General features: G+C 55.6%; 10 protein-coding genes. 6 read left to right on the top strand and 4 right to left on the bottom strand.

What is annotated here, in order from left to right; genetic code table 11:
• The first annotated feature begins 29 nt into the window (after window positions 1-29).
• From AC1D1J_RS19855 to rfbC, 5 genes are all read left to right on the top strand, one after another.
• Window positions 30-2,015, top strand: a complete 1,986-nt coding sequence (locus AC1D1J_RS19855; protein ID WP_477695646.1) for an SDR family oxidoreductase — start codon at window positions 30-32, stop codon at window positions 2,013-2,015.
• 109 nt (window positions 2,016-2,124) lie between these two features.
• On the top strand, window positions 2,125-3,204 hold the full coding sequence (gene rfbB / locus AC1D1J_RS19850; RefSeq protein ID WP_477695645.1) for a dTDP-glucose 4,6-dehydratase: 1,080 nt from the start codon (window positions 2,125-2,127) through the stop codon (window positions 3,202-3,204).
• On the top strand, window positions 3,201-4,097 hold the full coding sequence (gene rfbD, locus AC1D1J_RS19845; protein ID WP_477695644.1) for a dTDP-4-dehydrorhamnose reductase: 897 nt from the start codon (window positions 3,201-3,203) through the stop codon (window positions 4,095-4,097). Before rfbB ends, rfbD begins: the two co-directional genes overlap by 4 nt.
• Before the next feature lie 8 nt (window positions 4,098-4,105).
• Entirely contained in the window at window positions 4,106-4,990 is an 885-nt protein-coding gene (gene rfbA, locus AC1D1J_RS19840) for a glucose-1-phosphate thymidylyltransferase RfbA (RefSeq protein WP_477695643.1), read from the top strand.
• Window positions 4,990-5,535: a dTDP-4-dehydrorhamnose 3,5-epimerase gene (rfbC, locus tag AC1D1J_RS19835; protein WP_477695642.1), complete on the top strand. Its 546-nt coding sequence runs from the start codon at window positions 4,990-4,992 to the stop codon at window positions 5,533-5,535. Before rfbA ends, rfbC begins: the two co-directional genes overlap by 1 nt.
• Window positions 5,536-5,586: 51 nt before the next feature.
• Here the strand turns inward: rfbC and AC1D1J_RS19830 are convergent, their stop codons facing one another.
• Both AC1D1J_RS19830 and AC1D1J_RS19825 read right to left on the bottom strand, forming a co-directional pair.
• Complete coding sequence (locus tag AC1D1J_RS19830; RefSeq protein ID WP_477695641.1) at window positions 5,587-6,633, bottom strand: glycosyltransferase family 2 protein; 1,047 nt, start codon at window positions 6,631-6,633, stop codon at window positions 5,587-5,589.
• 120 nt (window positions 6,634-6,753) lie between these two features.
• The gene (locus AC1D1J_RS19825) at window positions 6,754-8,760 is read right to left on the bottom strand and encodes an acyltransferase family protein (protein ID WP_477695640.1); all 2,007 of its coding nucleotides are present in this window, start codon (window positions 8,758-8,760) and stop codon (window positions 6,754-6,756) included.
• Window positions 8,761-9,057: 297 nt separating this feature from the next.
• Between AC1D1J_RS19825 and AC1D1J_RS19820 the strand changes: the two genes are divergently transcribed.
• On the top strand, window positions 9,058-10,596 hold the full coding sequence (locus tag AC1D1J_RS19820) for a TIGR04372 family glycosyltransferase (RefSeq protein ID WP_477695639.1): 1,539 nt from the start codon (window positions 9,058-9,060) through the stop codon (window positions 10,594-10,596).
• 72 nt (window positions 10,597-10,668) lie between these two features.
• On the opposite strand, the gene AC1D1J_RS19815 is transcribed toward AC1D1J_RS19820, so the two are convergent.
• Together AC1D1J_RS19815 and AC1D1J_RS19810 are read right to left on the bottom strand one after the other, a co-directional pair.
• Window positions 10,669-11,649 (bottom strand): hypothetical protein, encoded by a 981-nt coding sequence (locus AC1D1J_RS19815; protein ID WP_477695638.1) that lies wholly within the window; start codon window positions 11,647-11,649, stop codon window positions 10,669-10,671.
• Window position 11,650: 1 nt separating this feature from the next.
• Window positions 11,651-13,123: an MBOAT family O-acyltransferase gene (locus AC1D1J_RS19810; RefSeq protein WP_477695637.1), complete on the bottom strand. Its 1,473-nt coding sequence runs from the start codon at window positions 13,121-13,123 to the stop codon at window positions 11,651-11,653.
• Window positions 13,124-13,407: the final 284 nt, after the last annotated feature.

Genomic DNA, 13,407 nt, shown 5'->3' with positions numbered 1-13,407 from the left:
ACTTGGCCGTTCAGCGGAGGAAACACAAAATGCATTATTTCGTTACAGGGGCCACAGGCTTCATTGGCAAGCGCCTGGTAAAAAAACTTCTGGAACGAAAAGGAACGACCGTTCATTTCCTGATCCGCAAGGAAAGCGCCGGCAAAGTAGCGGCGCTGAGGGAATACTGGGGTGTGCCTGCTGCCCGTGCGGTGGCCGTGCACGGCGACCTGACCAGCAAAAAGCTCGGTGTCAGCAGTGAAGACATCAAAAAACTCAAGGGCGAGATCGGGCATTTTTACCATCTCGCCGCCGTGTATGACCTGAGCGCCGACGAGGAAAGCCAGGTGGCCGTCAACATTGACGGCACCCGCAACACGGTGGAGTTTGCCAAGGCGATTGACGCCGGCCACTTTCACCATGTGAGCTCCATCGCCGCTGCCGGCCTCTATGAAGGCGTGTTCCGCGAGGACATGTTCGAGGAAGCCGAGAACTACGAACACCCGTATTTCATGACCAAGCACGAGAGCGAAAAAATCGTGCGCAAGGAATGCAAGGTGCCGTGGACAGTGTTTCGCCCCGCCATGGTGGTCGGCGACAGCACCACCGGCGAAATGGACAAGATCGACGGGCCTTATTACTTTTTCAAACTGATCCAGCGCATGCGGCAGCTGCTCCCGCCCTGGATGCCGGCGGTGGGGCTGGAGGGCGGGCGGGTCAATATCGTTCCGGTGGACTTTGTCGTCGATGCGCTGGACCACCTCAGCCACAAAACCGGCATTGCCAAAAAATGCTTTCACCTGGTGGACCCGGTGGGTTACCGCGTCGGCGATGTGCTGGACATCTTCAGCCGCGCGGCCCATGCGCCCAAGATGAACCTGTTCGTGAATGCCGCCCTGCTGGGCTTCATTCCGCGCGGCGTCAAAAAGAGCCTGATGGCGCTGGCGCCGGTGCGCCGCGTGCGCAATGCGGTGCTGGCCGACCTGGGCCTGCCGGAAGACATGCTGACGTTTGTCAACTACCCGACCCGCTTTGACTGCCGCGACACCCTGGCCGCGCTCAAGGGTTCGAACATCGAATGCCCCAACCTGAAAGACTACGCCTGGCGCCTCTGGGATTACTGGGAACGCCACCTGGATCCCGACCTGCATATCGACCGCTCGCTGCGGGGCACGGTCAACGGCAAGGTGGTGCTGGTCACCGGTGGTTCGTCAGGCATCGGCCTGGCGGCGGCGCACAAGTTTGCCGATGCGGGTGCCATCACCATCATCTGCGGGCGCGACCAGGACAAGCTCGACGAAGCCTGCAAGGAAGCCAAGGCCAAGGGCTATAACTTCGTGGCGTACCCGGCCGACATCGCCGACATGGTGGATTGCGACCGTTTCATCAAGGAGCTGATCGCCAACCATGGCGGCGTAGACTTCCTCATCAACAACGCGGGCCGCTCCATCCGCCGCGCCATTGAGGCCAGCTACGACCGTTTTCACGATTACGAGCGCACCATGCAGCTCAACTACTTCGGCTGCCTGCGCGTGACCATGGGGTTGTTGCCCGGCATGGCGGCCAAGCGCAAAGGCCATGTGGTCAACATCAGCTCCATCGGCGTGCTGACCAATGCGCCGCGTTTTTCGGCCTATGTGGCCTCCAAAGCCGCGCTGGACGCCTGGACACGCTGCGCATCCAGTGAATTTGCCGACGTCGGCATCAGCTTTACCACCATCAACATGCCGCTGGTGCGCACCCCCATGATTGCGCCGACCAACCTGTACAACAACGTGCCCACGCTTTCCCCTGAAGAAGCCGCCGACATGATTGCGCAGGCCTGCATCTTCAAGCCGGTTCGCGTGGCCACTCGCCTGGGCATCACCGGCCAGCTCATGCATGCGCTGGTGCCGCGCATTGCCCAGATCGCCATGAACACCAGCTTCCGTATGTTCCCCGACTCATCGGCCGCCAAGGGCGACAAGAGCGCCAAACCGACGCTGTCGGCCGAAGCGGTGGCGATGCAGCAGATGATGCGCGGGATTCATTTCTGACGCTGGCCAGGCCGGGCCGGCCTGGCCCGGTGCGTGGATTGCCATGGGATAATTCCGGTCCTGGCGAGCAGCCTGCACGGCTGCCTGCAACGTCAAAAAAGGCAATCCCATGATTTTGGTAACTGGCGGCGCCGGTTTCATCGGTTCCAACTTTGTCCTGGACTGGTTGGCGCAGTCCGCGGCAGAGCCGGTCGTCAACCTCGACAAGCTGACTTACGCGGGCAACCGCGAAAATCTGGCTTCGCTCGACGGTGACAGCCGCCATTATTTTGTGCAGGGTGACATTGGCGATGCAGCCCTTCTCGGGCAGTTGCTGGCCACCCACCGGCCGCGCGCGGTGGTCCATTTCGCGGCCGAGTCGCATGTCGATCGTTCGATCCTCGGCCCCGAGGAATTTATCCAGACCAATGTCGTCGGCACCTTTCGCCTGCTCGAAGCGGTCAGGGCTTACTGGAGCACGCTTGAGGGCGATGCAAAAGCCGGGTTCCGCCTGCTGCATGTTTCGACCGACGAGGTCTATGGCTCGCTCGCGCCCGCCGATGCCGCGTTCACCGAGACCCATCGCTACGAGCCGAACAGCCCGTATTCAGCATCCAAGGCGGCGAGCGACCACCTTGTGCGCGCCTACCACCACACCTACGGCTTGCCGGTCGTCACGACCAACTGCAGCAACAACTACGGCCCCTATCATTTCCCGGAAAAGCTGATCCCGCTGATGATCGTCAATGCGCTTGCCGGCAAGCCGCTGCCGGTCTATGGCGACGGCCAGCAGGTGCGCGACTGGCTGTATGTCAAAGACCACTGCGGCGCGGTGCGCCGTGTGCTGGAGGCTGGCAAGCCCGGAGAGACTTACAACGTCGGTGGCTGGAACGAAAAACGCAACATCGACATCGTCCATACGGTCTGCGCGCTGCTGGATGAACTGCGTCCGCGCGCCGACGGCGCTGCGTATGCCGAGCAGATCACGTACGTGAAGGACCGCCCTGGTCATGACCGGCGCTACGCCATTGATGCCGGGAAAATCCATACCGAGCTGGGTTGGGCACCCGCAGAAACCTTTGAAAGCGGCATTCGCAAAACAGTGGAGTGGTATCTGGCCAATGCCGACTGGGTGGCCCATGTGCAAAGCGGAGCCTACCGGGAATGGACAGCGCGGCACTATGGGCAGCCCCAGGAGGCATCGGCTTGAAGATTCTGTTGTTTGGCGCGAATGGCCAGGTCGGCTGGGAACTGCAGCGCAGCCTGATGCCGCTGGGCGAGCTTCTTGCGCTGGACCGCCACAGCACTGCGTATTGCGGTGACCTGGCCGATGTGACGGGGCTGGCGGGGACCGTGCAAAAGTTTCAGCCCGATGTCATCGTCAACGCGGCAGCCTACACCGCTGTCGACAAAGCCGAAAGCGACCGGGAAACCGCGCATGCCGTGAATGCGGTTGCCCCGGGTGTGCTGGCGGAAGCTGCCAACAGCGTGGGGGCCTGGCTGGTGCACTATTCAACCGATTACGTGTTTGACGGCAGCGGCAGCAAGCCCTGGGACGAAACAGACCCCACCGGTCCGCTCAGCGTCTATGGCCATACCAAGCTCGAAGGCGAGCAACGCATCGCATCGCGCTGTGCCAAACACCTCGTTTTGCGCACCAGCTGGGTCTACGCCGCGCGCGGCGCCAACTTTGCAAAAACCATGCTTCGGCTGGCCGGCGAGCGCGACAGGCTATCGGTTGTGAATGACCAGTTCGGGGCGCCAACAGGCGCAGACCTGCTTGCCGACGTGACGGCCCACTTGGTGCGTAGTGCTGTAGCGGGCACAGTCGAAAACGCGGCTGGCACCTACCATGTTGCTGCGGGCGGCGAAACGTCCTGGCACGGTTACGCGCAATTTGTGGTCGAAACCGCCCTTCAGGCCGGGCACACGCTGAAAGCATCAGCAATGACGGTGGAGTCGGTACCTGCCAGCGCATTCCCTACGCCGGCTGCCCGTCCGCAAAACTCACGGCTGAACACCGCTAAACTCCGCGCAAGGTTCGGATTGGCCCTTCCTGACTGGCAGCCGGGCGTGGCCCGCATGTTGACCGAAATAACCTGAAAACTCCCATGACACAACGCAAAGGCATTGTCCTGGCCGGCGGGTCCGGCAGCCGGCTACACCCGGCAACGCTTGCCATCAGCAAGCAGTTGCTCCCGGTGTACGACAAACCCATGGTGTATTACCCACTGAGCACGCTGATGGTGGCGGGCATACGTGAAGTGTTGATCATCAGTACGCCGCAGGACACGCCACGCTTTCAGCAACTGCTGGGTGATGGCTCCCAGTGGGGCATGAAACTGGAGTATGCCGTGCAGCCCACGCCGGACGGGCTGGCGCAGGCCTTCATCATTGGAGAGAAATTCCTCAATGGCGCGCCCAGTGCGCTGGTGCTCGGCGACAACATCTTTTATGGCCATGACCTGCAAAGCCTGCTGACACGGGCCGATACCAGCGATACCGGCGCGACCGTCTTTGCTTACCATGTGCAGGACCCCGCACGCTATGGTGTTGTGGCTTTCAACGCAGAAGGCAAGGCCATCAGCATTGAAGAAAAGCCGGCCGTACCCAAAAGCAGCTATGCCGTGACAGGCCTTTATTTTTACGATGCACAGGTGGTGGAGATTGCCAAATCCATCAAGCCCAGTCCCCGCGGTGAACTCGAAATCACCGCCGTTAACCAGCATTACCTTGAGCGCGGCCAGCTCAGCGTGCAGATCATGCAGCGCGGCTATGCCTGGCTGGACACCGGCACGCACGACAGCCTGCTGGAGGCGGGGCAATTCATTGCCACACTGGAGCGCCGGCAGGGGCTGAAGATCGCCTGTCCGGAAGAAATTGCCTGGCGTAATGGTTTCATCGGCGATGGCCAGCTTGCCGCTCTCGCCGAGCCGATGGCAAAGAATGCGTACGGGAAGTATCTTTTGCGTTTGCTTGAAGAAGGCAAATCGTGATGAAGGCCACTGAGACCAGCATCCCGGGCGTCATGGTGATTGAGCCCCGCGTATTTGGGGACTCGCGTGGTTTCTTTCTTGAAAGCTTCAACCAGCGCGACTTCAATGACGCAACCGGCACCAGTTTCAGCTTTGTGCAGGACAACCACAGCCGCTCCACCAAAGGTGTTTTGCGCGGCCTGCACTATCAGTTGGGCCAGCCACAGGGCAAGCTTGTGCGCGTTGTGCGTGGCGCGGTTTTTGATGTGGTTGTGGATATCCGTCGGTCGTCGCCCACCTTTGGCAGGTGGTTCGGTCTTGAGCTGAATGAAGATGCCAATCAGCAGCTGTGGGTGCCGCCCGGCCTGGCCCATGGCTTCATGGTGCTCAGTGACAGCGCTGATTTTTTGTACAAGACAACAGACTATTACGCCCCGGCCCAGGAGCGCTGCATTGCCTGGAATGACCCGGCACTGGGCATCACGTGGCCTGCCGGCATCAGCCCAGTGCTGTCTGCCAAAGACCAGCTGGGTTCTTCTCTGGCGAACGCAGAGCTGCCTGCTTGAGGGATGCCTGCAAAGGGGTTGCAAGCGTGACCTGCATCGCGATGCTGGCCCCTATTTGCGAATAATGCTGCTGGCTGCGCCGTAGTTGCCCGCGTGCCGCCTCGAAATCAGGCGGCACAGGATCGTCCGGTTCCAGAGGCTGACGCCGATGTCAAAACTGCGCAGCGCCACGAAAGCCAGTGCCATGCGAACGCGGGCCAGCTTTTCAGGGACCAGGGCCTGAATCCACCGTAGCCGGCTGGCCGGTCCGTCGGGCAGTATGGGTGCGAAATCGGTAAGCATCTGCGCGCGGGATTTGTTGATGGCCGCAAAAACAAAACGCCGGATGCTTCTTTCAATGAACGCTGCATCAAAGAGCTCAGGCGCCACGGCAGGTGCATTGCGCGACAGCTTGTCAAGAATCTCCATCAGGGATTTGGCCTGTGCAAACGTAGACGAGAGATAGCTGCCCGCGTGCATCCGGACGACGGCCAGTGGTTCCGGTGAAAACACAGCCCCGGCCTTGGCGGCGACCATGAGTGCGCACACCAGATCTGCCAGGCCGCGGTAGTCAGGGTTGAAGGCGCCAACACTTTCCATCAGCTTCTTGTTGTAGACGACAGAAGGGCCCGCAAACCAGTTGCCGAAACGGTGCGCAAGCTCACGGCACTGCACCGGCGAGAAATACTGGTCATGCATGGACGGCACGGTGATGGCAATCGGCCCCAGCAGCTGGTCCTCTTCATCTACCAGCCATCCCATTGACGACCACAAGCCCACACCTGGATGCTGCCCCAGACAATCTTTGGCGCGGGCCATCAGCCCTTGCAGCAGGAAATCGTTGGCTGCGACAAACATGACATAGTCAGAGGCCGTGGCAGCCCGACCCGTGGCGATGGCGCCATACACCCCCTGGTTGTCCTCATGCCGGATCACACGAAGGGCGGGAAACTCCGCAACCAGGGCACGGATCGTGTCCATGCTGTCGTCGGTAGAGCAGTCGTCCACCACGATGACCTCATCGGCCGCAACATTCTGGTTCATCACCGACCGAACCGCCCGCGAAAGGTACTTCGCGTCGTTGTAGTTCGGAATGACGACTGCAACTGTTGTGTTCATCTCCATTTGAACTCATGTAAAAGTAGGCAACCAGGCTGCTCAGGATGCAAAACAAAGTTCCATGTCACGCTGTTATCAATTTCGCATGGAGACACGGCGCGGATGCAGCGAGTTAAGGTCCTATTTAACACCCTGCAACAACTCGGGCAACGTTCTGCTCGCAAGATAGGTTGAGCCTTCAACGGTCAGGTGCCCAACATCATATGCGGTGAGTTTGGACCCACCTTCCCCAATTCTCGCGAGGCACCCATTTGCGTCACACATGACATTCCAGGCGGACACATATCGAACTCCCACTCTTTCTGCCAGTAGACGCATCTGCTCGTCCTGACCGACATTGGTTAGACGATACGTTGTCCGTTCTGGAATCAGGGTAAAGCGATGCTCGTAATAATAGTCAATCACATTCGCAGAGAGACCAGCGCCGCTTCCACCGTTCCATGCGGGGACCGGGCCAAGAAGTACCACCTTGACGGAAATCGCATTTAGCTCTTTGATAGTTTCTGCCAAGCCTTTTTCTATAGTTTCCGGATTAAAGGCCCAATTTGAATGGAGGATGACCAGGTCAGGACGTAGTTGCTTGATCCGCTTCAATACGAAGTCGTTGTTAGGTTTGCAGAACGCTCTTCCTGGATGCACAAATCCAAGCGCAGGAGGGCACGCCGATGACGCAAATTCGGCGACCTCAAAGCCTTGCAGATCGCCAAAGTGTTTTAGTCCGGGGTATTGGGCTGCCGCATAAGAATCACCCCACAAGAAAAGCAGTGGCTTGCGTCCCGATCCGGCGCAACCCGGGGTAAACGCTTCCGATCCCTGATCGGGCCCGAGCAAGCACTCGCCGTTACGCCAGAATTTACTGGTTTCTCCGCCAGTTAGCATGAACCCTTGCAGCGCCTTGGGTAAACGACTTGGTACGCCGTCAGCTTTGTAGATGGCGGCACCAGCAATAAAAATACCAATCATCAGGACAAGGGATAGAGGGACGGTGTATCTGCGTGCTACACCAAAGCGAAGCGGCTTTTCAACGCCTATGTATGTGAGGCAAGCCAGGGCAAAGCTAAGCAAAATTGCCAATGCCATATGCATGCGGGAAACGCCTTCCGGCAGAAGGACGTGCGCATAAGCGAAGATCGGGAAATGCCAGAGGTAGAGGGGATAGCTGATCAGGCCGACAAAAACCATGGGCCTGGAAGCCAAGAACTTTTGGTTCAAGGTGGATTTACTGCTGGCGATCAAAATAACTGCCGCCACTACCGGAAACAATGCGTAGTACCCGGGGTAACGCAGTGATGGTGTGAACCTCAGGGCTGCGTAGCCAATCAGCAGAAATGCAAAGCCCGAAGCCCAATTCTGCAGCGTCTCTTTGCGCGGGACTTCTCCGGCGGCATAGATCACCGAATGCAGGACGAGCGCCAGGCGATCTTTCCACTGTTGCATCTTCGGACTCTGGTGGTAGGCCAAGGTGACAATTGCCAACCATGACCCAGCCAGCAGTTCCCAGGCACGGGAAGTGGGCAGGTAAAAGCCACGGTCAATGTTGTTGCGCATGTAATAGATGCAGACCAGAAAGGATAGGCCCGACAGAAAGGCGCACGCCGTCATGACATTCAATCTGAATCGATAAACGAATAGCAGAAGCAGCGGCCAGAAGATGTAGTACTGCTCTTCTATGCCTAGAGACCAGATGTGCAGTAGCGGCTTTTTAACCGCGGCGATGTCAAAGTACCCTATCTCATTGAGCAGCACGAGATTTTGGGCAGATGCCGCAGAACCCGCGATATTCAGGCCGAGTGATTCGAATTCCTTAACCGGAAACAGAAACCAGCCTGCAGCGAGTGTTGCCAGGAGGACAAGAATGAGCGCAGGGAAAATCCGCCGCACGCGTTTTGCGTAAAACGCAGCCAGGGAAAAGTTGGAGTCCTGGATTTGCCGGAAAATAATGTCGGTTATCAAATAACCGGAGATGACGAAGAAAATGTCGACGCCAATAAATCCACCTTTAACACGCCCAGGGAAGGCGTGAAAGGCGATGACGAGGAGGACCGCAACTGCGCGAAGCCCATCAATGTCGGGGCGATATTTTCCTGTGTCTCGTGGATCCGAAAGCGTTTTATCCTGGATATTCAAATCTTTCGCTCCAATAATTGGCGTTTCTTGTGGGTGACCTTCGTACCTCGAAGTGTCATCGACGACCTCAGCCCGCGTCATTATGCTATCCCGGTCGATAGCTTCTAATCAAAATGGGGTCGCAAGTGCTCATCTTTATCAATGCACCGAGTCAATTCTTGATAGTAGGGTTTGCAGACACTCACTTCGAGCAACGTCACCAAGGGTTAAATGTCTAGACAAAGTCATATTCTCGGATTCTTGAGGCGAGTGCCGCCAGCGCTCTCAAGACGGGTCGCCCCTCTTAAAGGGTGGACGTTGGCCGCGCGGATCCAGAGGCATAAAAAACTAAGCATCGCGTTTTGGGAAAAAGATCAGCTTGCCGAGGCTGTTCCACACCTCGTCGAACTGTGCCGGTTGCAACCCTATGAGCATCAGGCCATCGTTGATCTTGCTCAGGCACTTCACCAGATGGGTCGGGACGACCTCATTGAAGACGCGATTACGGGGCCAGTTTTTAAAATTGGCTTCTTTTGGCATGTCTTGGGGCGCATATTTCCTTCGCATTTACATAGCGATGGCACCGTAAGTAATCTTCACCGCTTGAATGGGATATTCCTGGGGCCAATCCAACAAAGCCTGGCCACAATGGCCAGAGCGCGTTTGAAAGCAGAACTGGTGATTGGATTGACAGGCAATGAAGCGGCTTTTTTCAGGATTCTCACCCAGCGGTGGCACATCCAGCAGGACTTGTTGAAATGCTTGGGATTGGTTGATGCCCCCCGTAGATACCTCACAAACTACTGGGTTCGCAAAATTGGTCATATCGGCCAGATTGAGTTTCTGTTTAAGGCCATGCGGGTCGGGTTGGTACCTTCACGAAAACTAACCGTGCTTTGTGCGTCGTACGCGGAGGTCGCAAATCCCACGCTCCTGAATGGCTGGAAGTCTCATCTTGACGTTTTTATCGATGAAGACAAAAGCAAGAGCTTGGCTTTGGAGTCCCAGATATTGGGGGTGGACATACATTGCTTCGATGCGGCGGACCGTAGTCAGCCCTACTATCACAAGGAAGCGGCCGCCATAGCCTATCGCCGATGGGAAGAAAGATCCCTGCCACCGATTTTTGCTCCGGTAGATTCCCTGGCGGAAAGGGGGAGGGCTGCCTTGTCCGGGTTTGGCATACCTGCGGATGCTTGGTTTGTCACCGTTCACGCGCGGGAGTCAGCATTCACGCACGACAAAAATGGCTCGCCGCGGAATGCATCAATAGCGAAATACCAGCGTGCGATAGATGAGGTGATCGCTCGGGGTGGGTACGTGATACGTATCGGCGATTCAACCATGCAGGAGCTACCGGCGAGACCGAATTTATTTGATTACGCCTTGTCCAACATCAAGAGCGACTGGATGGATGTCTTTCTGCTTTCTTCCTGTCGGTTTCTCATCGGCGTGGCCTCAGGGCCGGCTCAGGTCCCCCCCCTATTTTCGGTACCGTGCGTCTATACCAACTGGATGCCCATGGGGGACTATCCTTTCAACCCGCTGGGTATCTTGATACATAAAAGGCATTTGAATCGCGAGACGGGGGAGTCGATCTCCTACGAGGAAATGATGTCTATATGTTCCGATAGTCAAGCGCTCCTGGATCGCTCCAACATTGTTCTTGAGGAAAACACTGAGCTCGAAATTCTCGATGCTGTAAGAGAGATGCTTGATAAGCTGGATGGCATCGCACCAGTCGACTCAGAAGATGATTTTCTGCAAGGCCAATTCAAGCTCACGACGGGGCTCGATCGAGGGCGGCCCAAGCTTGGCCGCGAATTCATTAAATCCAACGCCAACCTGCTTCGTTGAAAGATTTCCCGTACGTGGTTATCCCACTCAATACTTTTGGAAGATTATGTTGTCTCGTGGAGCGCAACGTCGCTATTTAACGCAGTTTTCAATAGTCGATTTTGCCTCTGCCAACATCAGCCTTGACCATCGTTCGCTATCTTCCGACATAAGGTGGCTGTCATCATAGGACCTAAGGTCAGTCATGACAGGCGCGAAAAAGGGTAAGCCGTTTTTTCGGGCAAGCGATTCGGCCATAGGCCGCATTGAATGCGGACTTGGAACGGATGTGATGATGATGCAATTTTTTGAGGTCGACACTTCGCGCAAGAAGTCTTTGAGGAGCGGCTCTGCTTCGCTTTCGCGTTTTGCGGGTACATCACGGGGCTCGACGACGGCGCGGATTGGTAGAAATTCAAGAACTTTCTTTTCAAAGCGATCAATCTGCCACAACCCGTGATCAAGAGTTCTGTAAACCGTGGGTCGAGTACCGCAGCCAAAATTGTAGATAGAACAGATATATCGCTGACCTCTTTGAAAGTATTTTTTTGTGAGGTAGTCCATATAAACCGATTGTCTGCCGCTGGTTAAAGTGGCAAGAATGGGCGCGTAGTCATTGGTAAAGAATGGATCGGCATTGATGACGATTGCCTTTGGCCGAATGTTATATTTTTTCATCAGAAGTAGCGCAATGTGCGAGCTACCTTCGTATCCAAATCCTGCGACGTAATAGTTTTGAATTTTCAAAGCCTGCATCATCTGTTGAGTGGCTTGCGAAGAAAAGGTATGGCCGGTTCTACTGTTACCCAAGAAGAGAACGTCAGCTTTTCTCAGTGCTTCAATGGCGCGCGGTTCAAGGCCGAAATATAGGGCACCAAGATCGTATTCGGTGAATGCTCGAGCGTCGCAGTATGAGATGTAGTTGTTGTCGTCGAGACCAAAAGGGTCGCATCGAAACATGGCGTCGGGGCCAAAAGAAACATTTTTCATTAGGGGCGGGATGCCGCCGGCCACGATAAAACATACCACTATTGCGAGGTATGCTCGCCAGCCTATTGTTCTGCGCTGATTCATATCAGAACTGATAGTAGAGGAATCGGCTGGGTTCGCCCAGGCGAACCACACACGCATAGGCCAGACCACCAATAATCAATGCCCAGAAAAGAGAGGGTTGCCACGTGCGTTTTACAAAGCCGACTCCTGCAAGTCTGACTATTTGCTGGCTATTGGGTGCGAGCCACACCACCGCGATCAACGCGGCGACTTTCAAGATGTCTCTGAAACCACCAAATGTGGCACTCATATTGGCGGGGATCATGTGCATTTTTGTAAGGAGTGACCAAATACTTCCATTGGTGGAAAACCAATATGACGGAAGCTCTATGCCGTTGAGTCCAGCCATGGCGCGCAAGATGTTTGCCGCCGCATGAACGCTATCCGCACGGAAAAATACCCAGGCAACCACGACACAGGTCATTGTGAGGCACAGGCCTATGATCGGACGAAGCCGAATGGGGCTAAACGCCTGCCACGCCGAGTTGATTACCAGGAACAGGCCATGTAAGCCGCCCCACACAATGAATGTCCAATTCGCACCATGCCACAGCCCGCCTAGTAACATCGTCAACAGTAAATTTATATAGCGCCTTGCTGAGCCGCGGCGATTTCCTCCTAATGGAATGTAGAGGTAGTCACGTAGAAATTGCGAAAGCGTAATATGCCAACGCCGCCAGAAATCAATAATGCTGGTCGCTTTGTAGGGCGAATTAAAGTTAATTGGTAGATCGATATTGAAAATTTTGGAGAGGCCAATAGCCATATCTGAATAACCAGAAAAATCGAAATAGATCTGTAAGGCGTAAGCGATAACGCCGACCCATGAGTCAAGAAGGGTTAGATGTTGGGCGTTGAACGTCCTGTCCGCCATCGGCGCGATGCCGTCCGCGATTACTACCTTTTTGAAAAGGCCAATAGTAAACAGCGTTATACCGATTGACATGTTCTCCGCATTAAGTCGCATCAATTGGCGATTCTCAAACTGCGGCATCATTTGGCGATTGTGAAATAAAGGCCCCGCAATCAGATGTGGGAAATAGCTCACAAACAGGAGATGATTGGCCAGATGCGTCGGCTTAACCTGTTGCCGATAACAATCTACTAAATAGGCAATTTGCGTGAAGGTATAGAACGAGAGCCCGAGCGGGATTGCGGAATCCATCGCGTGCGTAGATGAGGTGACCAGATTGTTGGAAAAAAAGTCCCAATATTTGAAATAGCCTAGCAACGCGACATTGCTCACTACAGCGAAGCAAAGAATCCAAAAACCAGATCCCTTGGGCCGTTGAATAATGCGGCCCATCGCGAAGTTGAACAATAGCGACGCGAGCAGTAACCCCGTGAACGCGAAGCTCCACCACGCGTAGAACACCAAGCTTGCAAAGCCTAGCCATATGATCTGCGCAGTGCGGCCAATTCGCCCAGCCAAAGCGAAGCCAGCTATTGCAACTGGCAAAAACAAGAATAAAAATATATAAGAATTGAAGAGCACGAGCTTGATCCGTGGATATTGAGCGCTATTTCGAGCGCGGGAAAAAGCAATGCTCAGCCGGTGCAGACCAGCTTGCTAAAAGTATAGTGAGGGAGCACTTCATCCAATCAGTTCTCGTGTGGTTAAAGACTGTTACTTGTAAAGGATCAGGATTGCTCTAGAAAGCTATGCCTGTACTTTTCAAGGAAATATGCGCTTGGCAAGGAGCTGCCATAGAAACCTGGGACTTCGACCTGCGCCTTCCAGCTTTGAATCTCGGAAGCGCTGAGCAACGGTGGCGTGCT

This window comes from Polaromonas sp. P1_F8 (genome assembly GCF_056405635.1).
The sequence above is the reverse complement of the archived record's forward strand: the minus strand, read 5'-3'. Positions and strand labels throughout refer to the sequence as shown.

What these genes read in the sequence shown, in the direction of transcription:
- rfbB (WP_477695645.1), top strand. Translation starts at nt 2,125, where the DNA reads ATGATTTTGGTAACTGGCGGCGCCGGTTTCATCGGTTCCAACTTTGTC.
- rfbA (WP_477695643.1), top strand. Translation starts at nt 4,106, where the DNA reads ATGACACAACGCAAAGGCATTGTCCTGGCCGGCGGGTCCGGCAGCCGG.
- AC1D1J_RS19855 (WP_477695646.1), top strand. Translation starts at nt 30, where the DNA reads ATGCATTATTTCGTTACAGGGGCCACAGGCTTCATTGGCAAGCGCCTG.
- AC1D1J_RS19815 (WP_477695638.1), bottom strand. Translation starts at nt 11,649, where the DNA reads ATGAATCAGCGCAGAACAATAGGCTGGCGAGCATACCTCGCAATAGTG.
- AC1D1J_RS19830 (WP_477695641.1), bottom strand. Translation starts at nt 6,633, where the DNA reads ATGAACACAACAGTTGCAGTCGTCATTCCGAACTACAACGACGCGAAG.
- rfbC (WP_477695642.1), top strand. Translation starts at nt 4,990, where the DNA reads ATGAAGGCCACTGAGACCAGCATCCCGGGCGTCATGGTGATTGAGCCC.